The sequence below is a fragment of the Chryseobacterium sp. BIGb0232 genome (assembly GCF_024810195.1).
GTDB lineage: Bacteria > Bacteroidota > Bacteroidia > Flavobacteriales > Weeksellaceae > Chryseobacterium > Chryseobacterium pennae.
On the sequence record NZ_JANUEH010000001.1, the window covers coordinates 131,983 to 157,719 of the forward strand.

At 34.7% G+C, this 25,737-nt stretch carries 25 protein-coding genes; 12 read left to right on the plus strand and 13 right to left on the minus strand.

Annotation, left to right across the window (positions count from 1 at the left end; all coding sequences use genetic code 11):
* The first annotated feature begins 87 nt into the window (after positions 1-87).
* On the plus strand, positions 88-423 hold the full coding sequence (locus M2372_RS00585; RefSeq protein ID WP_123318804.1) for a DUF962 domain-containing protein: 336 nt from the start codon (positions 88-90) through the stop codon (positions 421-423).
* Positions 424-658: 235 nt separating this feature from the next.
* On the opposite strand, the gene M2372_RS00590 is transcribed toward M2372_RS00585, so the two are convergent.
* From M2372_RS00590 to M2372_RS00600, 3 genes are read right to left on the minus strand one after another with little or no spacing between them, the layout of a single operon-like run.
* Entirely contained in the window at positions 659-1,123 is a 465-nt protein-coding gene (locus M2372_RS00590) for a hypothetical protein (protein ID WP_123318803.1), read from the minus strand.
* Between the two features lie 24 nt (positions 1,124-1,147).
* Positions 1,148-1,609: a lipocalin family protein gene (locus M2372_RS00595; protein ID WP_115972202.1), complete on the minus strand. Its 462-nt coding sequence runs from the start codon at positions 1,607-1,609 to the stop codon at positions 1,148-1,150.
* Positions 1,606-2,412, minus strand: a complete 807-nt coding sequence (locus M2372_RS00600; RefSeq protein WP_123318802.1) for a hypothetical protein — start codon at positions 2,410-2,412, stop codon at positions 1,606-1,608. The genes M2372_RS00595 and M2372_RS00600 overlap by 4 nt, the downstream gene beginning before the upstream one ends.
* Before the next feature lie 278 nt (positions 2,413-2,690).
* On the opposite strand from M2372_RS00600, the gene M2372_RS00605 reads away from it, so the two are divergent.
* Positions 2,691-3,302 carry a DUF4377 domain-containing protein gene (locus M2372_RS00605; protein WP_228455663.1) on the plus strand — a complete coding sequence of 204 codons (612 nt, stop codon included), beginning with the start codon at positions 2,691-2,693 and terminating at the stop codon, positions 3,300-3,302.
* Between the two features lie 206 nt (positions 3,303-3,508).
* Here the strand turns inward: M2372_RS00605 and M2372_RS00610 are convergent, their stop codons facing one another.
* Together M2372_RS00610 and M2372_RS00615 are read right to left on the minus strand one after the other, a co-directional pair.
* On the minus strand, positions 3,509-4,447 hold the full coding sequence (locus M2372_RS00610; RefSeq protein ID WP_123318801.1) for an SPFH domain-containing protein: 939 nt from the start codon (positions 4,445-4,447) through the stop codon (positions 3,509-3,511).
* 160 nt (positions 4,448-4,607) lie between these two features.
* Positions 4,608-5,963: a deoxyguanosinetriphosphate triphosphohydrolase gene (locus M2372_RS00615; protein WP_115972225.1), complete on the minus strand. Its 1,356-nt coding sequence runs from the start codon at positions 5,961-5,963 to the stop codon at positions 4,608-4,610.
* 160 nt (positions 5,964-6,123) lie between these two features.
* On the opposite strand from M2372_RS00615, the gene M2372_RS00620 reads away from it, so the two are divergent.
* The 3 genes from M2372_RS00620 (at position 6,124) to M2372_RS00630 (ending at position 8,911) form a co-directional block, all read left to right on the plus strand.
* Positions 6,124-6,750 carry a bifunctional 2-polyprenyl-6-hydroxyphenol methylase/3-demethylubiquinol 3-O-methyltransferase UbiG gene (locus tag M2372_RS00620; RefSeq protein ID WP_123318800.1) on the plus strand — a complete coding sequence of 209 codons (627 nt, stop codon included), beginning with the start codon at positions 6,124-6,126 and terminating at the stop codon, positions 6,748-6,750.
* 194 nt (positions 6,751-6,944) lie between these two features.
* On the plus strand, positions 6,945-7,679 hold the full coding sequence (locus tag M2372_RS00625) for a DNA-formamidopyrimidine glycosylase family protein (RefSeq protein WP_123318799.1): 735 nt from the start codon (positions 6,945-6,947) through the stop codon (positions 7,677-7,679).
* Between the two features lie 575 nt (positions 7,680-8,254).
* Positions 8,255-8,911 (plus strand): glycosyltransferase family 32 protein, encoded by a 657-nt coding sequence (locus M2372_RS00630; RefSeq protein ID WP_123318798.1) that lies wholly within the window; start codon positions 8,255-8,257, stop codon positions 8,909-8,911.
* On the opposite strand, the gene M2372_RS00635 is transcribed toward M2372_RS00630, so the two are convergent.
* Positions 8,908-9,243: a multidrug efflux SMR transporter gene (locus tag M2372_RS00635; protein WP_123318797.1), complete on the minus strand. Its 336-nt coding sequence runs from the start codon at positions 9,241-9,243 to the stop codon at positions 8,908-8,910. The genes M2372_RS00630 and M2372_RS00635 overlap by 4 nt on opposite strands.
* 1,003 nt (positions 9,244-10,246) lie before the next feature.
* On the opposite strand from M2372_RS00635, the gene M2372_RS00640 reads away from it, so the two are divergent.
* From M2372_RS00640 to M2372_RS00655, 4 genes are all read left to right on the plus strand, one after another.
* Positions 10,247-10,966 carry an AAA family ATPase gene (locus M2372_RS00640; protein ID WP_123318796.1) on the plus strand — a complete coding sequence of 240 codons (720 nt, stop codon included), beginning with the start codon at positions 10,247-10,249 and terminating at the stop codon, positions 10,964-10,966.
* Positions 10,963-11,712, plus strand: coding sequence for a YggS family pyridoxal phosphate-dependent enzyme (locus M2372_RS00645; protein ID WP_123318795.1), 750 nt, complete (start codon positions 10,963-10,965; stop codon positions 11,710-11,712). The genes M2372_RS00640 and M2372_RS00645 overlap by 4 nt, the downstream gene beginning before the upstream one ends.
* A 6-nt stretch (positions 11,713-11,718) precedes the next feature.
* Positions 11,719-12,150 (plus strand): hypothetical protein, encoded by a 432-nt coding sequence (locus M2372_RS00650; protein WP_123318794.1) that lies wholly within the window; start codon positions 11,719-11,721, stop codon positions 12,148-12,150.
* A gap of 92 nt (positions 12,151-12,242) precedes the next feature.
* Entirely contained in the window at positions 12,243-12,416 is a 174-nt protein-coding gene (locus M2372_RS00655; protein ID WP_185018736.1) for a hypothetical protein, read from the plus strand.
* A gap of 68 nt (positions 12,417-12,484) precedes the next feature.
* On the opposite strand, the gene M2372_RS00660 is transcribed toward M2372_RS00655, so the two are convergent.
* The gene (locus M2372_RS00660; protein ID WP_123318793.1) at positions 12,485-16,036 is read right to left on the minus strand and encodes a T9SS type A sorting domain-containing protein; all 3,552 of its coding nucleotides are present in this window, start codon (positions 16,034-16,036) and stop codon (positions 12,485-12,487) included.
* 248 nt (positions 16,037-16,284) lie between these two features.
* Between M2372_RS00660 and M2372_RS00665 the strand changes: the two genes are divergently transcribed.
* The 3 genes from M2372_RS00665 to M2372_RS00675 all read left to right on the plus strand — a co-directional run bounded on the left by M2372_RS00665 (position 16,285) and on the right by M2372_RS00675 (position 18,247).
* Positions 16,285-16,692: a helix-turn-helix domain-containing protein gene (locus M2372_RS00665; protein WP_115972190.1), complete on the plus strand. Its 408-nt coding sequence runs from the start codon at positions 16,285-16,287 to the stop codon at positions 16,690-16,692.
* 586 nt (positions 16,693-17,278) lie between these two features.
* A complete protein-coding gene (locus M2372_RS00670; RefSeq protein WP_123318792.1) occupies positions 17,279-17,917 on the plus strand; it encodes a Crp/Fnr family transcriptional regulator in 639 nt (212 codons plus the stop codon).
* Positions 17,918-17,995: 78 nt separating this feature from the next.
* Entirely contained in the window at positions 17,996-18,247 is a 252-nt protein-coding gene (locus tag M2372_RS00675) for a hexameric tyrosine-coordinated heme protein (protein ID WP_123318791.1), read from the plus strand.
* A 91-nt stretch (positions 18,248-18,338) separates the two neighbouring features.
* Here M2372_RS00675 and gcvP read toward each other — a convergent pair whose 3' ends face one another.
* From gcvP to M2372_RS00705, 6 genes are all read right to left on the minus strand, one after another.
* Positions 18,339-21,197 (minus strand): aminomethyl-transferring glycine dehydrogenase, encoded by a 2,859-nt coding sequence (gene gcvP, locus M2372_RS00680; RefSeq protein WP_123318790.1) that lies wholly within the window; start codon positions 21,195-21,197, stop codon positions 18,339-18,341.
* A gap of 611 nt (positions 21,198-21,808) precedes the next feature.
* Positions 21,809-22,456, minus strand: a complete 648-nt coding sequence (locus tag M2372_RS00685) for a J domain-containing protein (RefSeq protein ID WP_123318789.1) — start codon at positions 22,454-22,456, stop codon at positions 21,809-21,811.
* Between the two features lie 447 nt (positions 22,457-22,903).
* Positions 22,904-23,551, minus strand: a complete 648-nt coding sequence (locus M2372_RS00690; protein WP_123318788.1) for an alpha/beta hydrolase — start codon at positions 23,549-23,551, stop codon at positions 22,904-22,906.
* 171 nt (positions 23,552-23,722) lie between these two features.
* On the minus strand, positions 23,723-23,980 hold the full coding sequence (locus M2372_RS00695; RefSeq protein WP_123318787.1) for a hypothetical protein: 258 nt from the start codon (positions 23,978-23,980) through the stop codon (positions 23,723-23,725).
* A 91-nt stretch (positions 23,981-24,071) separates the two neighbouring features.
* On the minus strand, positions 24,072-24,404 hold the full coding sequence (locus M2372_RS00700; RefSeq protein ID WP_123318786.1) for a hypothetical protein: 333 nt from the start codon (positions 24,402-24,404) through the stop codon (positions 24,072-24,074).
* A gap of 11 nt (positions 24,405-24,415) precedes the next feature.
* Positions 24,416-24,970, minus strand: coding sequence for an RNA polymerase sigma factor (locus M2372_RS00705; RefSeq protein ID WP_228455662.1), 555 nt, complete (start codon positions 24,968-24,970; stop codon positions 24,416-24,418).
* Positions 24,971-25,737: the final 767 nt, after the last annotated feature.

Consider the following 25,737-nt stretch of genomic DNA (forward strand, 5'->3'; position numbering starts at 1 on the left):
ATTTTGCCTTTTTCTTTTTTATTGCTTATTTAAAAATCGGCAGAATTATTGCTACAAATTCAACAGAAACAATAAACTAATGCCACTATGTCTGAAAGAATCAAAACATACAAGGAATTTTATCAGTTTTATCTCACGGAACACAGTAAAACGGGAACCCGAATTTTCCATTTTATTGGTACATTGCTCATATTTGTTGTCATAGGATATGTGATCAGTTCAGGAAAAGAAAGATTTCTATGGTACATTCCGATTGTTGGATATGGGTTTGCCTGGTTTAGCCATGCCGTGATTGAAAGGAATAAGCCTGCCACTTTTAAATATCCGTTGTGGTCACTGATCTCGGATTTCAAGCTTTTCTTTGAATTATTAATCGGCAGACAAAAATTTACAGGAACTGATAATCAAGTACAGAATCCGTAACGATACACCATTCTATTTTTGCTTCCAACATCATGTTTTTTTAATTATTAAGAGGAATTAAAATGGGAAGAATACTAATATTACAGCCTCCCTTTAAGGATAGTATACCATTCTGAATGTACAGAGTGAAATAAAGAATCTCAATTATGAATGAGATCCCTCCTTTGTCGGAAATCGAAGATTCGACGTAGTCAATGACAAATACCCTGTCACTCAAAAACACTTAACATTCAGGTTAAATTTCTTCAGATGAAGTTGAATTTTTCGGTGCAATCATTCTCCCAATCCAATACCCTAAGGATGGTAGAATAAAAGACAATACGAGTGGCAATACAAGGGAAAAACCGGTTCTTTCCAGTTTTACAATCAGCGGAAATAAATAACCGTTATAGGCTATTAAAGCTAAGGTAAAAATAAAATTATCATTCCCCATTGACAAAAGATTAAAATTATTTCCAAACTGATCAAACAACCCGGACATTGCAAAGAAAACAACGTTTACAAAAAACATCCACAAGACAGATCTATACGTCATTTTTTGTTTTGCGTTAACGTATCCGGCAAGAATTAAAAAAAACGACATAGCTGCAGAAATCGAATAATCCACAATGGTAATAACCTCTTCACTACTCCCCTTTCCAAAGAAATAAATGGCATATAACAATAAGTTGACCAGATAGATTACTGTAACAAAATTCATAGGATTTCAATTAAATTTTTAGATTCAATACTGTTTTTCAAGAATATCATAATGAATGGTATTCGTCACTTTTTCCGCTAATGCATCTCCGTCAAGCTTAACAAAAACCGGTTTATAGTCCGAAAATGTCATGGTTTTATCTTTATTGAAAGTCACAACAACTTCTTCAAGAATATTTTTATCATCTACATAAAACTGGACCCTGTTGTCCACAATCTTCCAAAAAGAAAGCCTTGGTTCTGATGGGGTACAATCTCCTACTTTTCCTCCTATATAGTTATACACAGCAAAACCATCTTCTCTTATAGCATAGTTACGCATCAGTCTGCAGTTATCAAACTCTTTCACCACCTTCTTCTTCCCTTCATAAAACCCAGCTTCTTTCAGCTTCCAAAAGCCTACAACATCTTCCTTCTTAAGTTTCTGTGCGCTTACCAAAGCGCTAAGAACCAAAGCAGATGAAAACAACAGTTTCTTCTTCATCATTTTTTCTTTTTCTTTTTAACATTAGGGGTCTTGGGAGCTTTATCCATTTCTTCTCCCACTTCAATAAGTCCCATAGATAACATAGAAGCCGGATCACCATGTTTCTCTCCTTCCTTCCAGATTTCAAAAGCTTTTTCCCGAAGTCCTAAGAGGTGATAATAAGCTCCAAGAACATTATATCCTTCCGGTTCTCCAAGGTCTGTTATTTTTTTGGAAAGCTCTATCAGCTCCGGATGGGGCTTGAGCTTTTTATCTTTGATTTTTTCAAGGTCACCAAAGAATCCGGGAGTATATTCCATCATCTTTAATCCAAAGGCATTGAGGCATGCTTTGGCTAACCCCTGATTACAAAAGTCTTCACTAATCCTGGTATAATCGTTAGCATTGGAGAACAACGCATCCAATCCAGACATATTCTTCGTCTTATCATAATACCCTGCCAATAAAACTGCTCTTTTCTGAGATTCTACAGGATTCACTCTGTTATTAACCTCAGTACTGTCTTTTTTACGAACCCAGACTCCGTTTTTAACCCAGTCTGAAATACCGATTAGTTTATCTTTTTTGATTTTAAAAACAAATACATCTTTATCTGGAATCACAATTAAGCTATCATTTCTTGTAAAATAATAACTGCTTTTAAACCCATCCACTATTTTACCATTCCCGTCAAAATTGAAACTTTTATAAAAAGTCTCGTTTCCCTGTTCTTCAAAATATCCCTGCAATGCATTATCTACCTTTTGGGCATATGCATTACCAGTTATAAAAACAGCAGAAATTAATACTAGTAATTTTCTCATCAATTCAAATTCTTTCTTACACTCTAAATACCTCAATTATATCTTTAAGTTTATCATAAAACAAGATTCAATTCAGGAGCTTTTTCCTGTCTATAATTTACTGGCATCCAATATCTCGTACCTGAATTTCATTATATTTAACATATCATTCTTCCTGTCTTCACTTATTAGAGTCCTCAAATTAAATGATTAAAAAATGAAAAAACAATCCCGGAAATCCGCTAATTCCAGAAAATTTCGGCATGGTAATTGTGAGGTAAGGTTTTAAAATCAAGTTTATGAAAAGTATAGCAACAATTCTAAAAGGGGCAGCACCCGCATTAGCATTATTCGCAATGACGCAGTGTACAACAACAGCTGGAGTATCTTCCGGAGATGAAAAAACTTTCATCGTAGGGCCACAAACAGCAGACTGTACAGGAGTAGCTCCTATGAAATGTTTGCAGGTAAAAGAAAAGGCTTCAGAAGACTGGACTAATTTTTACACAAACATCGAAGGATTTACTTATGAACCAGGGTATGAATATGTTTTAAAGGTAAAAACAGAAAAAATTGCAAACCCGCCAGCTGACGCTTCTTCAATAAAATATACATTGATAAAGCAGGTTTCTAAAACTAAGAAAGATGCAGCAGCAGGTGAAAAAACACTTATCATAGGAGCACAAACCGTAGACTGTTCTGCAGGAGCAGGTCGTATGAAATGCCTGCAGGTAAAAGAAAACGCTTCTGAAAACTGGAGTAATTTCTACAGCAACATTGAAGGCTTCACTTATGAACCGGGTTACGAATATGTTTTAAAAGTGAAAACAGAAAAAATAGATAATCCACCGGCAGATGCTTCTTCAATAAAATACACATTGGTAGAGCAGGTTTCTAAAACTAAGAAATAAAACAAAAACGCTTCAGAAATTTCTGAAGCGTTTTTTGTTTTATTGTATGGAAGCCTGAAGCTGAAGGCTGGAAGTTACCATCATCCGGTGAACATATTTTTATCGTATTGTATAGATATTACCCTGAAAGTAGTTTAAAATAACCCTTCATCCCTACTTTCGGTAATCACAACTTCCATCATCCAGCTTCCATCATCCTTTCCTTATTAATATCCCCCTTCTTTTCGTGGTGGTTCAGGGTATTTTCCCTTGCTCGCTTCTCCCACTGTATTGGCTGTTGTCATGGCTACAACAAGATCATTCAGCATACTGCTTGCTGCTGTTGGTGAATTGGGAAGAAGAACAAGATTACTTCTGTTACTTGCTCCTACGGAATGTAGAGTGTCATAATGCTGTGTCACCACGATAAGAGCTGATGCTTCATGTGAATTGATTTCTACATTATTCAGCATTCTTACAGATTCTTCAAGTCCTTTTGCAATTTCCCTTCTTTGGTCTGCGATTCCCTGTCCTTGTAGTTTTTTCGATTCGGCTTCAGCTTTTGCAACGGCTACGATTCTGATTCTCTGAGCCTCAGATTCATATTCTGCAGCAGTTTTTTCCCTTTCTGCAGCATTGATTCTGTTCATGGCATGTTTTACCTGTTCATCAGGGTCAATATCTGTCACCAATGCTTTGATAATATCATATCCGTAACTGTTCATCGCTTCCTGAAGCTCACTTTTTACAGCAATCGCCACATCATCTTTTCTTACAAAAACATCATCAAGTTTCAGCTTTGGAACTTCTGCTCTCACCACATCGAACACAAATGAAGTAATTTGATTTTCAGGATTTTCCAGTCGATAATAAGCATCTCCTACCTGGCTTCTGATGACCTGGTACTGAACAGAGATTTTCATCTTGATAAATACGTTATCCAGTGTTTTAGTATCAATCATCACGTCCAGCTGCTGAATTCTGAGATTTAATCTTTTTGCAATCTGATCTATGATGGGAATCTTAAGATGAAGCCCTGAATGTTTTACTCCCTGGAATTTTCCAAAACGCTCAATGATTGCTGCCGTCTCCTGTTTAACCACAAAAAACGATGCAAATAAAATAATTAACCCGAAAATAATAACGGGAGCCAGAAAAATACCCATAGTTTAGTTTTTATATTGATTCTTATAAAGATAGACATAATATTTAAACCGTGGATATTTAAGGCGGGAAGTTTGAGGCGGGAAGCAGGAAGTAATTGAAGTGTGAAATAGTAACATCCAGCATCCTTCCTTCCCGCTTCCAGCCTTTAATCTAATAGGTTTATACCGTCATTCCGATATCAATTCCTTTGATTTTTCTGTAAAGGTCGGTAGCGTAATTATCTGTCATTCCGGAAACGAAATCTATAATTCCCAATACCTTCTGGTAATCGGTTCCGTTTTCATAGACAAACTGTCTTGGAAGAAGCTTTAATGCCTTTTGATCGTAAGATTTTCTCTCATCATCCGGTTTCAGGATGGAAGGAATGAAATGATCCAGCAATTCATACATTACATTGTATCCTGCGTTCTCAATTTCTACAACAGCTTTATGGTTGTAAATTTTTTCGATAGAGAATGATTCTATATCCTGTAAAGCATTGTTTTCGGATTTGTAGACATCCAGAAGCCCTTTGTCAAGATTTCCTTCCAGAATGGTTTCAAAATTCTGCTTATAAATCTCAAGTGATTTGTTAATCAAGGCATTGATTGCTTTTGCTCTTAAATAAGAGATTTTTTCATTTTCATTGGAAATAGAAGACAGCTTATTTTTAACCTTATCAATATCGTTACTTTCTGATTTTACCAGTTCAAAGAAAAGATTTTCACAGTCAGAAGTGGATACGATTCCCAATCTGTGGGCATCTTCCATATCGATAATATTATAGCAGATATCATCAGCAGCTTCTACCAGCCATACAAAAGGATGCCTTTTGAAAATATGTGGTTCTTCACATTCGGAAATCAGCTGGGTTCCTTTTGCAATTTCAAGGAATATATCTTTTTCATTCTGGAAAAAACCGAATTTCTTACGGTGAATAATTCCTTTTTTCTTGGCTACTGCCTCACACGGATATTTTGCAATACTCGCCAGAGTAGAAAATGTAAGCTGAATTCCACCGGCATCTTTCCCTTGTTGTTGCTGAGCCAAAACCCTGATAGCATTGGCATTTCCTTCAAAATTAACCAGATCTGCCCATTCTTTTTCATTGAACTTGAATTTCAGGTCTTTTTCATTTCTTTCAAAATAACTTGCAATAGCATCTTCTCCTGAATGTCCAAAAGCCGGGTTTCCAACGTCATGACAAAGGCATGCCGCCGCAATTACATTTCCTAAATTATATAGATAAAAATTTTTTGAATCTTCGGTAAGTTCATTTTTATAGTCCTCAGCAATAAATTCACCAATAATACTTCCTAAACTCCTTCCCACAGATGATACTTCCAGAGAGTGCGTCAGCCTGTTGTGCACAAAAACACTTCCGGGAAGAGGGAAAACCTGGGTTTTATTCTGCAGTCTTCTGAATGCAGAGGAGAAGATAATTCTGTCGAAATCCCTTTGAAAATCAGTTCTTGAAGCTTTAGTATTTGGATTATTTCCTGTACGTTGATTGGTGAAAATCTGGTTTAAATTCATCATTTTTCAAAATTACTCCAAATTTTAATTTTACGGAATAGTATTTAGATATTTATTAAGCAGACATTATCATTCAAAAAATCTATTAGCATCAGAGTTTTTTCCGTTGATTAATACAGATGAAAAGGTCTTACATTTGATAGAAATTAAACTATTAAAAATGAAAGACAGCACATGGCTTGACAAATGGAATGAAAGGTATACCCACGAGGAGTTTGTATATGGAACAGCTCCCAATATCTATCTGGAAGAACAGCTCAGCAAATTAAATCCCGGCACTATTCTTTTTCCTGCCGACGGTGAAGGAAGAAATTCTGTTTATGCAGCATTAGAGGGCTGGAAAACATCATCTTTTGACATCAGTGAGCAAGGCAGATCTAAAGCTTTGCAACTTGCAGAGCAGAATGATGTAACTATAGATTATCAGATTGGCGAGCTTCAAACCTTAAATTATCATGAACAGCAATTTGATGTAATTGCCCTTATCTACGCTCATTTTCCGGGGGATATTAAATCATCCATCCACCAAATGCTTGACCAATATCTTCGTAAAGGTGGATTTATCATTTTCGAAGCCTTCAGTAAAAAGCATCTTGATTACGTCACAAAAAATGAAAAAGTAGGTGGACCTAGGGATATAAAGGATTTATTTTCCATAGAAGAAATTAAGGCCGATTTCCCAAATTACTCCATTATAGAACTTGAGGAAACAGAAATTGAACTTAAGGAAGGATTATTTCACAACGGAACAGGTTCTGTGATCCGTTTTGTGGGACAAAAGCAATAAATATAAACGTTTATTTTTTATTCTGTAGGAATCTGATTTTGGATTTTGAAAATACTTTATTGAGATTCCTACGGAATGACAAGTGGATGATGAATTCATTATTTTAAGTTCCTGATACACCCGGATGGATTAATCTGAGTTCTACATTTTAGTTTAACGGAACAGTATTTGAACTTTTATTGAAAAGTAACATCATGCCTGAAGGTCCATCCATTATTTTAATGAAAGAAAGCCTGCAGCAGTTTGTTGGCCATAAAGTAACAGACGCATCAGGTAATGCAAAATTCGATAAAGAAACATTCATTGGCCAAACACTTCATGAGATCCGCACTTTTGGAAAGCAAACCTATCTGGTCTTTGAAAAAGCAGCCATCCGTATTCATCTCCTTATGTTTGGATCTTACAGTATTAATGAACAGACAAAGCCGAAAAATACCTTAAGGCTAGCTTTGCTTTTCTCAAACGAAGGAATGTATTTTTATACCTGCTCTGTAAAATCTGTAGAATTAGAGTTTCTTTCTACGATCGATTGGGAAGCAGATGTGATGAGCAATCTCTGGAACCCGGAAAAAGCAGAAAAGAAACTGAAAACCAATCCAAATATGATGGTATGTGACGCTTTAATGGATCAGAATCTATTTTCAGGAGTCGGAAATATCATCAAAAATGAAGTTCTTTTCAAAATTGGTGTACAACCGGAAAGCTTAACAGGAAATCTACCCGCTAAAAAGCGTAAGGAACTTATTGCAGAAGCCAGAAATTACAGTTTCCAGTTTTTGGCTTGGAAAAGAAAATTTACCTTGAAAAAGCACTGGCTGGTTCATACAAAATCCACCTGTTCGATCTGTGGCCAAAAACTTATTAAGAAAAAAACAGGAATCGGAAAACGAAGAAGTTTTTATTGTGAAAATGACCAGAAACTTTATTAAAGAATCGAAATCCATTTATCATTTTATTAACGGCACAGATCATTCAGATTATCACTTATTAATTTCTTACAAAGATCTACGAGCAGTTTAAAAAGCACCATATATTTTTCATCAAATCAATTCCACCAAGTGATCTACAGGATTATTCGGAATGCAATTATCTCTAACCCCCTCTTACTTTCTGTGCTGCTTATTTTCCTATATTAATTTCTCTTAACAATTTTCTAATGTCATTTTAATCTCCTTAATGATATTTTAATCCCATTCCAAAGAAATTCTAATTTGGTCACTTTAGTTTTGTACCAAGCAGAAAAAAATTTAAAAAAAACACAACAATAAAAACACAGCTATAACAACTTCAATAATAGCGAATTAATTTTTTAAAGAAAGCAAAGCTTTAAATGCAACATTTAGAACATAAGCTTTAACCTTTTTTTAAAAAAAAAAATCAAAAAACACAAACAAAACTATTCCATTAAAACCATCATTCTCTTTAGCGAAAATTTATCAAAACATGAATCCCATTGATAAAAAGCAATTTCATGCTTAATTAATAATGATGATAAAAAAAGAATATGGCTATACCCAAACAAATATTTCAGACTTTTAAAACAAAAAAGCTGCCTTTACTTACAAAATTTCACATTTGGAATATGAGAAGGAAGAATCCTGAATATCAGTATTTTTTCTATGATGATCATGATATCGTAAAATTTTTGTCTGAAGAATTTCCACCACAATATATTGAATGTTATAGCAGGCTCACCATTGGTGCAGCAAAAGCAGATTTTTTCAGATATGCCATTTTATACAAAAAAGGAGGAATATATCTGGATATAGACAGTACAATCACCAAACCTTTCAGGCGTCTTATAAAAGATGAAGATGAAGCAGTGATCTGTAAAGAAAGACATGAAAATCTATATGTTCAATGGGCACTTATTTTTAGAAAAGACCATCCTTTTTTAAAGAAAACATTGGAACTAATGCTTTACAATATAGAAAACCACTGCTATCCTAATAATGTACATGCTACAACAGGTCCTAGTGTATTCAGCGAAGGGATAAAACAGTCTTTAGAAGAAAATCAGCATATTTCCTACACTTTATTTAATGGAATTGAATTCCGCGGTTATTTACAGTTTAAATATAAGCTGGGAAAATTTTTTCTGTATAAAAATAGATCACAGCACTGGAAACAGCTTCAAACCACACAGGATATTATTATTTAATGAGTTCCCATCTTTGAAAACACATTGATTACGATTACCCCCAAAATAATCAATGCTATTCCGATGATGGCAGGTAAATCCGGAACCTGCTTAAATGCGACAACCCCAATTATTGTAATAAAAACTATACCTACACCAGACCAGATCGCATAAGTAATCCCAACCGGAATCTGACGAAGGCTCAGACTTAAAAAATAGAAGGCACAGGCATATCCTATTACCGTAACAACGGATGGCCACAGCTTAGAAAACTCTTCTGATTTTTTCAGAAAGGTTGTAGCTATGATTTCAAATACGATGGCCAAAGCCAGAAAAAGATAACTGCGTCCCATAAAGTATTATTTATGCAAAAATAACAAAACCTCTTCCCTGTTCCCAAAAAGAAGTCTTCAACTTCTATATTTCGTTTTCTTAATTTACATTTAAACCTCAACAAGCTGACAAATGAGAGAGACATTTCCGGTTCTGGCACAAAAAGGATGTCATAGAATCTGACAGGCAATAAAAAAATTCAACGCAAAAAACACTGATAAAAATAAATTTTCTTAACATAGAAATCTGTTTTACGCTGAAATTTTACACATAAAATTCTCATTTCACATCAATACTATGCATCACATTACTTATTGTTTGTTTTATCAAGTCTAATATAGAAGTCTACAAACGCTTAACATTTTCATATTTTTTTAAAGACAGAATAATAAATATATTAATAAATTCACAATAATACATTAACAAAATGTAAACAAAAAATCTCTTAAAAATTAAATAAAACACCCATAACACACTGATATACATCATAGTGATTTGCTTTGGCACGTGATTTGAAAGCTGTAATATTGCAATTGAAAGATTGATAAAAAAAAGTCAAATAATTAAAAATAATACAAAATGGTAACTTATATCGGTATCGCAACATGTTTAGTCGTATTCTCATCATATTTCATGACAGCAAGAAGAGAAAGAAACTAATCACTCAAATAAATAAGCCTATAGCAAAACTATACTAATTATATTGTTTTATGTTTTTACTCTGAGAAATCAGATTGCTCTTTTACCTATGAGGTAAAAGGGCCCAAAAACATAAACAAAAAGATCTTAGTTTCATAACAAATTTTTATATCCAAATGATGAATCCGAACATTAGTTCGGATTTATTTTTTATAGTAATTAAGCTTAATATTTAAATTATCTGCTAAAACCACCTCATTACTTATTACTCATCATTAATCACCCATACTCATCCCTGGCCTACCCGCTTATTCTCAATCAGGATGTTTACGTCATTTAATAAAGCCTTATCTTTGTTAGAATCTAGAACCATTAATTGCTACTATGAATCTGTACAATCTCATTATTCAAGATAAAGAACAGGTAAACCTTAACGATGTATTTCTCAGTAAGAACAACAGGGAACAGCTTGTACAGCTTATTAAGGAACATACCTACAGCAAGGAACTGCAGGAATACGGTCTTCCGGTGAATCATAAGATTCTTCTTCAGGGAAGCTCAGGATGTGGGAAAACAATGACTGCCAAAGCAATTGCAAGTGCTCTGGGGAAAAATATTATCATTTTAAATTTAAGTAATATTGTTTCATCCCGAATAGGTGAAACTTCTCAGAATATCAAAATGATATTTGATAAAGCCGGAAGGGAAAGATCTGTTCTATTTCTTGATGAGCTGGATCAGATCGGAAAAGCAAGAGGCAGTGATGATAAAGATGTGGGCGAAATGAGACGATTAGTCAATACTTTGCTTCAGCTTATTGATTATTATCCTGAAAACGCACTTTTACTATGTGCCACCAATCATCCTGAGATTATTGATACAGCTCTACTGAGACGTTTTCAGCTGAAAATCAATTATGAAATGCCTTCTCCAGAATTTCTGGATACTTTTTATGACACTCTCCTTAATCGATTCCCTGAAGATATGAGATCCATTGAAAGGAAATACTCCATTTCTTTTGCAGAGGCTAAGGATTATGCTTTAACGGCTGTGAAAACAGCTCTTATTCAAAAGCTGGAAGCTAAAGAAACCATCCGATCATGAAAGAAGACATCCTTCACAACCTGAAAGTCATCGATACCCGGATTCAGAATGCCTGTAAAAAAGCAGGAAGAAATCCTGATGAAGTTAAACTACTATTAGCAACCAAAACAGTTTCCGCGGAACGTATTAAAATTGCTTTGGAAAACGGACAGACTCTCATTGCAGAAAATAAAGTTCAGGAGCTGAAGGAGAAATATGAAGATCTTAAGGAAACGCCTCACATCAATCATTTTATAGGACATCTCCAGACCAATAAAATTAAAGATATCCTGAAATACGACATAACCTGTATACAGTCGCTTGACCGCCTGGATCTGGCAGAAAAACTGCATCAAAGGCTTTTAGCTGAGAACAGAACAATTGAAGTTTTGATTCAGGTCAATACTTCGAATGAGGAAAGCAAGTTTGGAATAGATCCCAGCCAGACCATTGAATTAACCCGAAAGGTTTCAGAATTCTCTACATTAAAAGTAAAAGGATTGATGACTATCGGCTTATTCAGCACAGAAAGTGAAAAAGTAAGACAGTGTTTTAAAATTCTTAAAAACCTGCAACAACAAATCATCCGTGAATATATTCCCAACATCGAAATGAAGGAATTGTCAATGGGAATGAGTGGTGACCTTGAAGCCGCCATAGAAGAAGGAGCTACTATTATACGTGTTGGAACGGCTGTATTTGGAGCAAGAATCTATCCGGACAGTTATTATTGGGATGAAGGAAACAATGATAAGAGTAAAAAATGACGAAATATGTTCTATACATTTAAAATAAAAATAAAAGAGGGAACAACTGCAAAAAATGTCACTGATGCTGCACGCGATTCATTTATGGAAAGAGAAGTAAATGATATACAAATTCATGACAATATAATTACAGGAAAAGACAGTCTTTTTAAACTCGATTTTTCAAAAAGATCTCCCCTGATCCTATCACCCGGCAAAGAATATTTTATTTACAATGAAAGTGCAAAAACTCTAACGTATAAGGTTGAAGCCTTTTATCCCATCCTATTTAATCTACTGTATGCAGGTATTCTTTTCCTAATTTTATATTTCTTCGTTCAACATTTGATCATAGAACTTGTGGTTCCCTGCTTATTTTTTATTATTCTTACCACTGTTGATTATTTCCAACATCAGGCAGTGATTGCTAAAGTCTCCCGGAAAATAAATGGAAATTAAATGTTGCAGTTCCTAAAAACCACTTTACATATAGTCTACAAAATCGGTATACTTTTTGATGATAAAACATTAATAACCAAACAAATGCAATTATGATCAGAAAATTACTATCGAGCTGTCTTTTATTGACAGTATTATTCTTTTATTCATGTGAAAAAGAAAACACACAGATGAAAAGTGGAATCTCCATTGAAACTATTTCAATGATAACTGTTCTTACTATGGGAGTAGCCATTCTGTTGGCTTACAGCTATAAGAGAAGATAATAGAATTAATATATTAAAAAAACACCTCTCAAAAATGAGAGGTGTTTCTATTTTATTGATACCGGATTTTATTTCTTTACAACTTTAGCTTTAGTCACCTCTTTATTCTTTGAAGTAATATTCAGCATATAAATTCCTGTCGGAAGCTCCGTAATATCGATTTTGTTTACATCCTGAAATTCTTTCACCTTTTGTCCTGCCATATTATACACTTCCACCTTTTCATAAATAGCCTGGGTATTGATTGTAATAATTCCAGTAGTTGGGTTAGGATAAATCCTTAAACTATTTTTCAATTGCTCCTGAGTTTCTAATGTCTGATTAATAATCTTAGTTGAGACCACATTAGTAGCAATTGCCGGATTATAATCAAAATAGATATCAGCAGTATTATTAATGATATCATTTACCTGAACATTTGCTTTAGGCTTCACTTTATAAGTAACAAACCCATGTGAATTTGGTTCATCATTAGACCCTGGAAGATAGATCCCATTGAAATTAAACTCTATATCATGTCCATCAGTAATTTTTACCTCATTTGCATGGCTATAAGACTCCAAAACTAAAGTAGAGCTATCTAGTTTGGAATCTAAAAGATTATGAATCTTTACTTTTTCTGCAAAATGGTTTCCTGTATTCTGAAAACGGATGATATAATGCAGATATTTGTCAACATCCTGTAAAAGCACTTTCGGACCTTCAATAACTGTTATATCATTTGGATCATAAGACCCCACAATAGTTTGCAGTAAATTAAATTCGTTATCAGATGGATTTATATCACCAATGACATTGGCTGCTCCATGCACACCAAGCTGTTCACCAATATTGTTTGCCGGCATTGGAAGAACATTAAATTTCAGCTCAATTGTTTTTGTTTGAAATGGTGCCAGATCCTGATAATTAAAGATTATATTCCCATTATTTTGTGATGCCGGTACGGTAGAAGCCTGAAGGAAACTGATCTTTGCATTATTATAGCTGAACGAAATATCTCCACTCACTTTCTGGGTTCCTTTATTTATGATTACCATTTTGTATTTTGTATCAAATCCTGGTCTAGCTGTTAAAATCGGATAGATACTCATTTCTATGTCTTTATATACCTGATTGGGAGCAATACAAAAATCGGCAGTACGTGTCATTCCGGTTGCTGCAAAATTATAGAAATCATTTTGAGGGTTTATACTATAATCAGGAAGAGCCTTATCCACAAACGTGTTATACTGCCCCTGTTTTGCTACGAGCGAATATTCACCGTTCCCATTGGTAAAAGTGGAATATTTATGAGCAGGATCCTGTGTGGAGACCATCATCATAGTCGCTGAAATATCATTCACATCACAACCGTTATTATCAATATCATACCGTACTTTTCCTTTTATTTTATTTTGGAAAGCAGCTCCCGTTTCAAACCATGAGATCATGTATTCTTTATCATTAGCCAAGTATTTTGATCCTACCACTAATTCCTTATTTCCGTCTCCATTTAAATCGGTACTCAGCAAAGATGCTGCAATTCCCATATTATTATTGGTAATTAATTTCGGAACGTTATCATAAATTCCATTGCCGTTATTTTTATACCATCTTAGTTTTGGTTCCGTTTTAGAGTTAGTGACAATATCCTTAAGTCCATCACCATCAATATCAATTGTAGTGAGTGCAAATGGTCCTATTGCAGTTCCGGCTCCTACAATTTTTCCCTGTCCGAAATTCCCTGCTCCATCAGTATTTTCAAACCAGCTTATTTTATTTCCATTATCATTTACGTAAGAAATATCATTATCTCCATCACCATCCAAATCCGCTATATGAAGTTTGATATATCCAAACAAAGAGCTGGCGACAACATGTTTTACCGTAAAACTTCCCTGCCCGTTTACATTTTCATACCAGATAATGCTACCATCTAAAAGAGCGATAACAAGATCCAGATCTCCATCTCCATCCATATCAGCATTTTTAAATGAAGTAGCATAACTTGTTATGCTATCCAAAAATTCTGTAGGAGCACCAAAATTCCCATTACCTGTATTCATTGATACAGTCAGTTTAGTGGCATTTCCTATATAAGCAAAATCTTTCTTACCATCGCCATTAAAATCACCTACTGTATTAAGATGGCCCAGGCTATTTCCTATCGTATGTTCTGTATTAAAATCTCCTGTTCCATTATTCTCAAGCCATACATATTTGTATGTTGTAGGACTGGTATCCAATTCTTTATTAAAAATAATATCAGTATCCCCGTCATTATCAATATCAGCCAACGACATATCAGAAACATACTTCATATTATTTTTTATTATTTTCTGCTGATCTGAAAAGCCACCCTGCCCATCTGTATTTTTAAACCACGAAATTTTACCTGAAGACATTGCTACAATATCTGCGTCCCCATCCCCATCAATATCTCCTGTTTCTACTGATGAAAGCCCGTAAACATCTGTTGTAAGAATTTTCTCAGAAGAAAAATTGCCTGTCCCGGTAATTCCTTCGTACCAAGCAACTTTACTGTCTCCTGAAGAAACGGATACTAAATCAATTTTTGAATCATTGTTATAATCCGCAGCATCAAACTGGGAAATTCTTATTGCATTTTGAGAAACAATCTGTTCAGCTCCGAAAATACCGTTCCCCAGGTTCTTTTTCCATGATAATTTATTATCCCAGAATACACAGAATACAAGATCCTCCATACCATCTGCATCAAGATCAAACATTTTCACTCCAAACCTTTTTACATTTTGCACAGTATACGGTTTATAAGGAACATTGGATATTAAGATAGAGGGAGAGAAAGTACCTGTCCCATTTGTATTTTTATACCATTTAAACTGTTTAACATTTCCATTTTCAAATAGGTGAATGATATCCAAATCTCCGTCGCCATCCACATCACCAAGGTCAAAAAACTCTCCTAATGCAAAATCATCAATCTCCTGTTTGAAGGTAAAGCTCCCATTCCCATTATTTTTGTACCACCTTAATATCCTTGTTGCATTAAATCTAACCAGAAGATCCGGTTTGTTATCATTATCCAGATCTTTCAGAATAACAGAATCTGGTTTTTGAAGAGAGGTAAAAATAAGTGCTCCCTGAGTAAATGTTCCATTTCCGTTATTTATCAACCATGTACCTGAAATAGGCTGATGAAAATAAATATCCAGATCTCCGTCACCATCCATATCTCCAACCCTGAAAAGAGAAATACTCTCATCTACCAACTTAACTGGCTGACTGAAAGAAGCAGCAGCTCCAGTTCCAGTTCCTTTCATGAGAAACAGACCTTTTGCGGTACTAAAAATAATATCAGCTTTTCCATCCCCATCAAAATCTGCACTCTCAAAATCATTAATATATTCAACAGGAGACGCATAAATAAGTTCCGGATGTTCAAATCCATTGCCTTTATTCTTTAACCAGAAAAGATTGCGGTAATAGGTTTTAATCAGAATGTCTTTTTTGTTATCGTTATTCAGATCTCGTGAGAGCATATCTTCAGGATCCGGGATCCCAAAAGTTCCGTCAATAACTAAATTCTGAGGTAACCCCGTTTGAGAAAATCCCATTAAAGATGCCAGGGAAAAAGCTAAGATGATTATTTTTTTCATCCAAAAGTTATTTGGTTATTAATTTTAATTTTCAGCAAAAATAAAAAAAATAGTAAGTATTTATTAAAAATATACATAACTATCATTAATACTATAAAAAATCACTAAAATTCAATAATACAACCATAGAATGTGCTTACTCATTATTCGAAAACAAAGTTTCTATTGAATTGCAAAAGCAACCTCACGCTTCCATATATTTTTTTATCTTTACTATCCGAACCATCAATTAAGCTTAAAAACCACAAATGGAACAGAAAATACATCAGGGAAGAAACGTAAAAAGATTCAGAGAAATGCTGGGCATCAAACAGGAATCTTTAGCATTGGATTTGGGGGATGACTGGAATCAAAAGAAAGTCTCATTATTGGAACAGAAAGAAACTATTGAAGACCCTCTTCTTCAAAAGATTTCCGAAGTTTTGAAAATTCCTGTGGAAGCATTCCAGAATTTTGATGAAGAACAGGCTATAAATATTATCGCAAACACCTTTCAAGATGATGCCGTGGCCTATGCTGAGCAATACAAATGTAATATCAATCCATTGGACAAAATTATCCAACTTCATGAGGAAAAAATTGCTCTTTACGAAAGAATGCTGACGGAAAAGGATGATATGATGTCTAGATTAGAGGCATTAATTAAAGGCAAATAAATAAGATTATCATACATAACGCTTTACAAAGTCAGGAGACTTTGCAGAATTACAAAAAATACAAATCCCTCTCATCACTGAAAGGGATTTGCTATATCTAGAAAAAGGTCTGATTATACGTTATTAATTTGCTCAAAATCGGGAGACTTTGCGCAGCTATGCCACATCATTTCAAAACTAGAAGAATTGATTAAAGGAAAATAAATAAGATTATCATATATAACGCTTTACAAAGTCAGGAGACTTTGCAGAATTACAAAAAACACAAATCCCTCTCATTACTGAAAGGGATTTGTTATATCTAGAAAAAGGTCTTATTATACGTTATGTTAATTTACTCAAAGTCAGGAGACTTTGCGCAGCTATGCCACATCATTTCAAAACTAGAAGAATTGATTAAAGGAAAATAAATAACATTATCATACCAACGCTGCGCAAAGTCTTCCGACTTTGCGCAGCTATGAGTCTTTGTCACATTTGCGTTAAAGATATTACCGATCAAAAACAGATTCAAAAACAATAGAAATCCTTCTCATTATTTGAGAGGGATTTATTATATTCAACAATACAAAATGTTTTCCGACTGATGAATCACAATAATATTCTTGAAAAATGCCTGCCCGATTTTGGAAAAGAACTGATTGCAGAAATTGAAAAATCCGGGATTATCAAAGTATTCTCTACCCATGAGTTTATTGTAAAACAAGGACAGCTTATCCGTTATTTACCTATTGTTTTAGAGGGAAATGTAAAGGCATATAGTGAAGAAGATGGACAGCAGTTTTTATTGTATTATATCCAGCCGGGGTCTTCCTGTATTTTTAGCTTTGTCCATCTATTCAATCAAAATCCTATTGATTTTTCGGCTGTTCCAGAAAATAAATCTACTATTCTGCTGATTCCGATTGATAAAGCAAAAGAATGGCTCATTCGCTTTCCATCATTCAATCATCTTATCATTGCCGAATTTCAGAAACATTATAATGATTTACTGCATACTACCAAACAAATCATCTGCTATAAACTTGAAGACAGGCTTTGGGATTATTTAAAGACCAAAGCAAAAATCTCCGGGACTCATGAACTTTCCATATCCCATCAAAGCATTGCTAATGATCTTGGGACCACCAGGGAAGTTATTTCAAGATTAATGAAAAAGCTTGAACTGGATCAAAAATTAATACAGAATAATAGAAAAATAAAGGTATTGATCAGTGACTTTTGATACTGATATTAAAAATACTGATATCTATTTTTGTTTTGTACAATAAATCAAATATTCAAAATTTAAAAAATCAATACAATGAGTGAACAAATCCAATTAGTCCCAAACAATTCTTTACTAACAACAACCCCAGAAGAGGGCCGACAACTGGCCGTAAAAATGGCCAGATTAATTATTAAAGTAACACAACCTGATGCAGCAGTTCGTGAAAAACTACGTCCTGTGTATGCAGACGATGCCTCAATGCTAATTGCCATCGGGCAAACAGTTGCTACCGAATTCGCAACCATTGCAGCAGCCAATAATTATTGGAAAGATTCCAAAGAATAAACAGAGGATTGCTTCCCTTTGCCCGCAATGACCAATAAACAAATCCCTCTCATTACTGAAAGGGATTTGTTATATCTAGAAAAAATTCTAATTACATATAAGCTTCAATCGGCTCACAAGTACATACTAAGTTTCTGTCTCCGTAAGCTTCATCTACTCTTGATACAGAAGCGAAGAATTTGTGGTCTCTTACCCACTCTAATGGATAAGCCGCCTTTTCTCTGCTGTATGGTTTATCCCAAGAATCAGAGATCACCAATTGTTCTGTGTGAGGAGCGTTTTTCAATACGTTATTTGCAGGATCAGCCTGTCCGTTAGCAATCTCATCAATTTCATGTTTGATAGAGATTAAAGCCTCTGCGAAACGGTCAATTTCAGACTTGCTTTCAGATTCTGTAGGCTCAATCATTAATGTTCCAGCAACCGGGAAAGAAACTGTAGGAGCATGGAAGCCATAATCCATTAATCTCTTCGCCACATCAGCCACTTCAATTCCTAAAGATTTGAACTGACGGAAATCTACGATACATTCGTGAGCCACTCTTCCGTTTTCGTTTGAATATAAAATTGGGAAATGCTCAGCTAAAATTACCTTAAGGTAGTTAGCATTCATAATTGCATGTCCGGTAGCTTTTTTCAGGCCTTCAGTTCCTAACATCTTGATGTAAGAATAAGAAATATTCAGGATTAATCCTGAACCGTAAGGTGCTGCAGAAATACCGTCGATCGCTTCTTTAGTTCCGATTTTGATGTTTGCATTAGAAGGAAGGAATGGTACTAAGTGTTTAGCAACACAGATTGGACCTACTCCAGGACCTCCACCTCCGTGAGGAATTGCAAAAGTCTTGTGAAGATTTAAGTGACAAACGTCTGCTCCGATGTTTCCCGGACTTGTAAATCCTACCTGAGCATTCATGTTAGCACCATCCATATACACCTGTCCTCCATGCTCGTGGATCAGATTAGTAATTTCCTTGATGTTAGCATCAAAGAATCCGTAAGTAGACGGATATGTAATCATTACAGCTGATAAGTTCGCTGAATGTAATTCTGTTTTAGCTTTAAGATCTTCGAAGTCGATTTCTCCGTTTTCAAGGTTTTTCACAACTACGATTTTCATTCCTGCCATTGCAGCAGAAGCCGGGTTGGTTCCGTGTGCAGACTGAGGAATCAATACTACATTTCTGTGGTGATCTCCTCTTGAAATATGGTATTCTCTGATGACCATTAATCCTGCATATTCTCCCTGAGCTCCGGAATTTGGCTGTAATGAAGTTCCTGCGAAACCAGTAATTGTTGCCAGATCTTTTTCAAGTTCTGCAATCATCTGCTGATATCCTCCAGCCTGATCTACAGGTACAAATGGGTGTACACTTCCCCAATCTGCCCATGAAAGCGGCAACATTTGAGTCGCAGCGTTCAGTTTCATTGTACAAGATCCTAAAGAAATCATTGAATGTGTCAACGATAAATCTTTTCTCTCAAGACGCTTGATGTAACGCATCAATTCGGTTTCTGTATGGTATCTGTTGAATACTTCTTCTGTAAGAATCTGATCTTTTCTCAGGTTTTCTTCAGGAATGCTGTATCCTTCTTTGATTTCTAATTTGAAAGTCTGCTTGTCTTTGAACTGAGCAAAAGAAGCCATCAGATAGTTTAATTTCTCTAATGTAGTACTTTCGTTGATCGCAACACTTACCACCCCTTCTGTGAAATAGTTAAGGTTAAGTCTGTGATCCTGCATCATTCTCATCAGCCTTCCTTTTTCTTCTTCAGGCATTGTGATTTTCACTGTATCAAAGATAGGCTCTTCTACTACCTGATATCCTAATGCTGCAAGCCCTCCTTTCAAAGCATTTGCTTTAAAATGGATTTGATCAGCAATATAGTTCAGTCCTTTTGGACCGTGGTAAACAGCATACATACCTGCCATTACCGCTAAAAGAACCTGAGCAGTACAGATGTTTGAAGTTGCCTTCTCTCTCTTAATATGCTGTTCTCTTGTCTGTAATGCCATTCTTAATGCACGTCTTCCGTACATATCCTGAGAAACCCCAATGATTCTTCCAGGGATATCTCTTTTATATTCTTCTCTACAAGCAAAGAATGCCGCGTGAGGACCTCCGTACCCTAATGGAATACCAAATCTCTGAGAAGTTCCTACTGCACAGTCAGCACCCATTTCAGCCGGTGATTTCAATTTCACCAATGCCATAGGATCACATGCAACAGCTACCTGAAGGTCTATTTTTTTATATTCTACAATGTTTTCTGTATAATCCAGAACAATTCCGTTTTTACCAGGATATTGTAATAGAACACCATAATAAGAAGCATCAAATGCATGCGTCTTGTGGTCACCCACAACCACTTCAATTCCTAACCCTTCAGCTTTAGTTCTCAATACGGAGATTGTCTGAGGTAATACAAGGTCAGAAATAAAGAACTTATTAGCTTCTCCTTTCTTCTGGTCTTTCGTTCTGTTGTTAAAGAACATGTGCATTGCTTCAGCAGCTGCAGTAGATTCATCCAACAAAGAGGCGTTAGCAAGACCGAATCCTGTAAGATCACACACTACAGTCTGGAAATTAAGAAGAGCTTCCAGTCTTCCCTGTGCAATTTCAGCCTGATATGGTGTATATGCAGTATACCAGCTAGGATTTTCAAAGATATTTCTCTGAATAGCTGATGGTAAAAGGGTATTGTGGTATCCGAAACCGATATAACTTGTATAATCAGTGTTCTTTGATGCCAACTCTTTAGAGTGATTCAGCATTTCGTACTCCGAAAGCGGTTCTGAGATCTCAAGATCTTTTTCTAAACGGATGGAAGAAGGAATGGTCTGAGAAATTAACTCTTCAATACTAGAAACGCCAAGTTTTTCCAACATCGCCTGTTTATCGGCTTCATTTAAGGAAATGTGACGGCTCACAAACTGTTCTGTATTCATTTTTATTTATTAGATTTTGTTTGTAAAAAGATGGGTAAAATTACAATTTTTTACACGATTGTACAACAGCATATCTGCAATGATAATTCACTAAATAGTTTAGTTACGACAACCTTATCAGCTTTTGATAGCTATTAAATATAGTTTAGTTTATTTTAAACAACTATTGTCTCAATATTACAAATAGTATTCAAAAATACAGGCAGTTTATTATTAATAAAACAATGAGTTATTCCTTGAAAATTGAAAAAAATTTTAAAATAGGATTGAAAATATCTTTATTTATAACAGGTAAAAAGTATATGTTTTGGTATGAAAATGTGAAAATTTAAATTCAAAATACAGTCCGATTTTAAAGTAATCTGAGATTGTAAAAAGGAACTCAGTCTGCTATTCATCAGGTTTTAAGAATTTTATGAAATTTTATTAATTATATTTATTCTAAATTAATATATTTGCAGCATGAATATGATTGTCCCGTTTAAAGTTCCACCTTTGGCTCCAGTATACTCATTCAGCAATGAAGAAATGTTTTGCGAAAAGAAATCGTGCTGCAAAAAATTCAAGAAAGGGAAAAGATGTAAAAAGTGCCCCGGAAGAAAGAAAATGGCTTAAAAAACTTCTTTTATCAGGAAATATAAAGCAACTGCCAGTACAATAACACCCCAAAACAGTATAACAATTTTGGGCTGACCGGATTTGTTCATCACTGTTCTAGGCTGTGGCTTAAACATTTCATCCACTGTATTTTTGAATTTGTCCGAATCATTTTCAAAAACCTCAGTAATCGTAATTCCCTGAACTACGGTTTTATGCAATAATGAATTGGTTGCATGAAGCAGTAACTGGAATTTTCCGTCTTTAAATTCTGTAATCTTAAAAACTCTTTCACCGTAAGGTTTTTCAAGTCCGAAAGGTAAAACCTTCACCACATCAGCATTGCTTGTCTGCCAGCTGATAATAATTTCCTCCCCTTTTTTTGCATGAATCTTATTAGCTGTAAAAGTTTTAATGGCAGGTGGAATATTATATCTGAAACTTCGTTGATGACTTTCTAAATTCTGATCATAACTACGTCTGCTTACAGGATTATTCAATGTTTCATAGGCTTCCTGAATTTCACGAAACCGGTCTGCAAAAAAATCATCATTCTCATTTTTATCGGGATGATACTTCAGAGAGAGCTTGCGATAAGCCTTTTTGATGTCTTCTTCTGAAGCATCCTGCGATATACCGAGAAAATAGTAGTAATCTTTCATTGAGCAATACAAAAATAAGGATTTATTTTTCTTTTTACTTTGTATTCAACGTAAATAATAAGCTGTTGTTGCTAACAAATATCAATATATCATAATGCTTAACTCTATCCATTTTTACAATTGCGAGCAAGCAATCTTAATGTTACATATGACATCAGTGTTGGAAAGCGTAAAGATGCAAGATTATTGATAAGCATTGTGTTTTATTTTATCTGCGGTAAAACTGAATACTACATGTTTGATGGCCACGAATGCACGAATGAGTTTATTTGCATAAAACCTATGTTCCTATGTGGTTTAAAAAATTACCACATAGGAACATAGAAAAGACTTTTTTTAATTGATATTTAAAGAATTTTTTTTTATTCGTGCATTCGTGGCAAAAAAATCTGTGCTCTTATGCTTCTCAATAAACCATACGAAGTTAATTACCTGTATTCTCCATAGTTATTTACGATTGATCCATTCTTTTGTTGGAATAATCCAGGCATCAAGAGCTTTAAACAAAAATCCGTGGTTCAATCCTGTATTAAGCTCAATCTCTTTAAAATCTTTGATATCTGATCTGATAAATCGCTGCTCCTGCGATAGAGGAACATGTCCGTCATCCGATTTTTCTGTAATGGAAAGTATTCTTCCATACAATCTGAAATTTTCATCTTTCTCTAAAGAATCATCTTTAAAACTAGCACCAATAAAAACAAATTTCAGCTCCGGATTTTTTTCATACCAGGAAATATATTGTGCAATATAACCGCCTTGAGAGGTTCCTACAACTGTAATATTTTCAGCTTTAACTCCCTTTTTAATAAGACGATCAATCTGTTTCTTTATTTTCAGAGCATATACTGCCGGATCAGTATTAGGTTTTCTTTTCTCAAAAAGAATAACATTACTGCTGTCTTTCAACTGATGAAGGACTTTTTCATACTCTACAATACCATATTTAGGATGCGCTTCATCCGCTGAATGGCCCTCCAGAAATTTGTTGTGCAAAAAGAAAATATATTGCTTATTCTTCAATTCAGATTTCTGTCCATATACAACAATAGAAAAAAAAGCAAGTATGATGATGAAAATATTCTTCGGTATCATGATTGTAAAATGAAAGAAAAACAAATTTAGTCTTTAATCAATACATTCACTGCCAAAACATTCTTAAATTCTGCAGAATGACCTGATTGGCTTAAAATAAAAAAATTCGGGCTCGGGAAGCTTTGCTTCCCCGAGCCCGAATTAAACAATTTCAATTTAGTTATTTACTTTTTATGCTTCGCAGGTATTACCCTTTCTGCAGCATCTTGAACTGAATTCTTTTTTGAATTTTCCTTTCAGTTCCTGATATTGATCATCATTCATTTCTCTGATTTTATCGGCTAATCCGAAAGGGGATTTTTCTTTGATTCCGTATTCATCAAAAATACCTCTGATAAATCTTTTTCTTTGTACTGCTTTTTTAGCGATTAAGGCTACACCCACAACGGCTAGTGCTCCAAGAGCTCCTTTTAATGCTGAATTTTTCATTTTTTCAAAATTTTAAATTTTACTACTTCTTGTTTTTTATAAAGACGAATGAATTTTAATTTTACTTTACTACTTCTTTAAAATTTTCAAATTATTCGTTATTTCTGTTGAAGAATCCTCCGGTACATCTGTTTCTCCAGGCTTCTTTAAATTTCTCTTTTTCTTCGGGCGATAATCCTTCCATTTTCTCTCTCATTTTTCGTTCTTTGAAATCTCTCATCCCTTTTCCGAAATGAAAACCTCCGAAAAGAATCTTACTTAAGATCAGGATTCCCATCGCCTGCCAGTATGTAATGGATTTTACCCCTAAAATTTCAGGAAGAAGGCAATTCCACAGCGACATTACGATCCAGGTAACGGCCAGGAGAATTAATGGTGGACATAACAATAAAAAAATCCAGCCCTTTTTGTGTTTATAATTCATAATTTCTTTTTCTAACTTTTTAAATCTTCGTATAATCTTCTCAATCTGTTTCTCAGATGCTTCACAGCATAGTTTTTTCTACTGATGATGGTTTTGATGTTTTCTCCCTGTTCATCGGCAATCTCCTGGAGGGTTTTGTCGTTCAGTTCATTTTCTACGTAGACCAGCCTTTGTTTTTCGGGAAGTTCATCAAGCGCTTCAAACAGTTTTTTCCATATCTCATCCTGAAACATTTTCACTTCAGGCCCGGCACTTTCATCCATCAATAAAATATCTTTGATGGAAAAGCTTCCGTCTTCATCTTCATAGACGAAATCTTCCAGATTTTCTGTTTTCTTTTTACGGTAACGGTCTGTAATCTTATTCGCCGTTACCCTGTACAACCAGCCCCCAATATTCACAATCTCGGAAAGATTGGTAATACTGCTGAACTGATACCACACTTCCTGCAGAATATCTTCCGCATCCTCCGTATTTTTCACTTTGGGACGAATATAGGACATCAGCTTCCCTCCGTAGTTCGAAACGGTTTGTGAGATGATACTTTCTTTATCCTTCTGTGGCATTGTTATTTTTTCGACAACCTCCATACTGCTATGACGGCTATCCTTTTTATTTTACTTTAATAAATTTAAAATATTTTTCCGGAATTTCTGTTTTTCTTTTATTCATCAGGCTTTTATTTCATCTGTTTATATATTCAGCCACTCATTATTTATTACTATTCATTTTTTTCAGGAGCTATTTCCTGCTATCCGCTCATACTCCTCGCGCCGTACTTACGCCAATATACGCTGTGAGGTAACCGCTTCTATGACTAATTGTGGAGAAAAGACGAACCTTGACAGGTTTTGAAAACCTGTCAAGGTTTGGGGGAAACCATTCCTTAATAAACTATAAAACCTGTGTAAGATCATTATTGAGATTCTTCATTACGTTTTGCTTCATTCACAATGATAAAGAAGCTGTTGATTTTTTTATTTATTTCGCGGATTTAGCAGATCTAACAGATGATTGAGGCTTAAAAATTATATGAAATATTTGAGAGACTATTTACACTTCGTTTCGCTCTGAATAACAAAATTCGTTATTCTATCTATTAATCTATAGAAGAACAACTTTTACCATAATATAAAACTCGCTAAACAATAGATTACGAATTAAGAATCTGCATTATCTGTGAAATTCGTGAGAAAATATAGGCATCATTCAATTTTATCGCAGATAAAATCCTTGCGCCTTAAAAACATAAAGCAATTCAATAAATTTGCTTCCTTGCGTTGTCCAACCTCAGCATCCAATTCTATAAAGATTGCTTCGCTACGCTCACAAT

What these genes read in the sequence shown, in the direction of transcription:
- M2372_RS00585 (WP_123318804.1), top strand. Translation starts at nt 88, where the DNA reads ATGTCTGAAAGAATCAAAACATACAAGGAATTTTATCAGTTTTATCTC.
- M2372_RS00590 (WP_123318803.1), bottom strand. Translation starts at nt 1,123, where the DNA reads ATGAATTTTGTTACAGTAATCTATCTGGTCAACTTATTGTTATATGCC.
- M2372_RS00595 (WP_115972202.1), bottom strand. Translation starts at nt 1,609, where the DNA reads ATGATGAAGAAGAAACTGTTGTTTTCATCTGCTTTGGTTCTTAGCGCT.
- M2372_RS00600 (WP_123318802.1), bottom strand. Translation starts at nt 2,412, where the DNA reads ATGAGAAAATTACTAGTATTAATTTCTGCTGTTTTTATAACTGGTAAT.
- M2372_RS00605 (WP_228455663.1), top strand. Translation starts at nt 2,691, where the DNA reads ATGAAAAGTATAGCAACAATTCTAAAAGGGGCAGCACCCGCATTAGCA.
- M2372_RS00610 (WP_123318801.1), bottom strand. Translation starts at nt 4,447, where the DNA reads ATGGGTATTTTTCTGGCTCCCGTTATTATTTTCGGGTTAATTATTTTA.
- M2372_RS00615 (WP_115972225.1), bottom strand. Translation starts at nt 5,963, where the DNA reads ATGAATTTAAACCAGATTTTCACCAATCAACGTACAGGAAATAATCCA.
- M2372_RS00620 (WP_123318800.1), top strand. Translation starts at nt 6,124, where the DNA reads ATGAAAGACAGCACATGGCTTGACAAATGGAATGAAAGGTATACCCAC.
- M2372_RS00625 (WP_123318799.1), top strand. Translation starts at nt 6,945, where the DNA reads ATGCCTGAAGGTCCATCCATTATTTTAATGAAAGAAAGCCTGCAGCAG.
- M2372_RS00630 (WP_123318798.1), top strand. Translation starts at nt 8,255, where the DNA reads ATGGCTATACCCAAACAAATATTTCAGACTTTTAAAACAAAAAAGCTG.
- M2372_RS00635 (WP_123318797.1), bottom strand. Translation starts at nt 9,243, where the DNA reads ATGGGACGCAGTTATCTTTTTCTGGCTTTGGCCATCGTATTTGAAATC.
- M2372_RS00640 (WP_123318796.1), top strand. Translation starts at nt 10,247, where the DNA reads ATGAATCTGTACAATCTCATTATTCAAGATAAAGAACAGGTAAACCTT.
- M2372_RS00645 (WP_123318795.1), top strand. Translation starts at nt 10,963, where the DNA reads ATGAAAGAAGACATCCTTCACAACCTGAAAGTCATCGATACCCGGATT.
- M2372_RS00650 (WP_123318794.1), top strand. Translation starts at nt 11,719, where the DNA reads ATGTTCTATACATTTAAAATAAAAATAAAAGAGGGAACAACTGCAAAA.
- M2372_RS00655 (WP_185018736.1), top strand. Translation starts at nt 12,243, where the DNA reads ATGATCAGAAAATTACTATCGAGCTGTCTTTTATTGACAGTATTATTC.
- M2372_RS00660 (WP_123318793.1), bottom strand. Translation starts at nt 16,036, where the DNA reads ATGAAAAAAATAATCATCTTAGCTTTTTCCCTGGCATCTTTAATGGGA.
- M2372_RS00665 (WP_115972190.1), top strand. Translation starts at nt 16,285, where the DNA reads ATGGAACAGAAAATACATCAGGGAAGAAACGTAAAAAGATTCAGAGAA.
- M2372_RS00670 (WP_123318792.1), top strand. Translation starts at nt 17,279, where the DNA reads ATGAATCACAATAATATTCTTGAAAAATGCCTGCCCGATTTTGGAAAA.
- M2372_RS00675 (WP_123318791.1), top strand. Translation starts at nt 17,996, where the DNA reads ATGAGTGAACAAATCCAATTAGTCCCAAACAATTCTTTACTAACAACA.
- gcvP (WP_123318790.1), bottom strand. Translation starts at nt 21,197, where the DNA reads ATGAATACAGAACAGTTTGTGAGCCGTCACATTTCCTTAAATGAAGCC.
- M2372_RS00685 (WP_123318789.1), bottom strand. Translation starts at nt 22,456, where the DNA reads ATGAAAGATTACTACTATTTTCTCGGTATATCGCAGGATGCTTCAGAA.
- M2372_RS00690 (WP_123318788.1), bottom strand. Translation starts at nt 23,551, where the DNA reads ATGATACCGAAGAATATTTTCATCATCATACTTGCTTTTTTTTCTATT.
- M2372_RS00695 (WP_123318787.1), bottom strand. Translation starts at nt 23,980, where the DNA reads ATGAAAAATTCAGCATTAAAAGGAGCTCTTGGAGCACTAGCCGTTGTG.
- M2372_RS00700 (WP_123318786.1), bottom strand. Translation starts at nt 24,404, where the DNA reads ATGAATTATAAACACAAAAAGGGCTGGATTTTTTTATTGTTATGTCCA.
- M2372_RS00705 (WP_228455662.1), bottom strand. Translation starts at nt 24,970, where the DNA reads ATGCCACAGAAGGATAAAGAAAGTATCATCTCACAAACCGTTTCGAAC.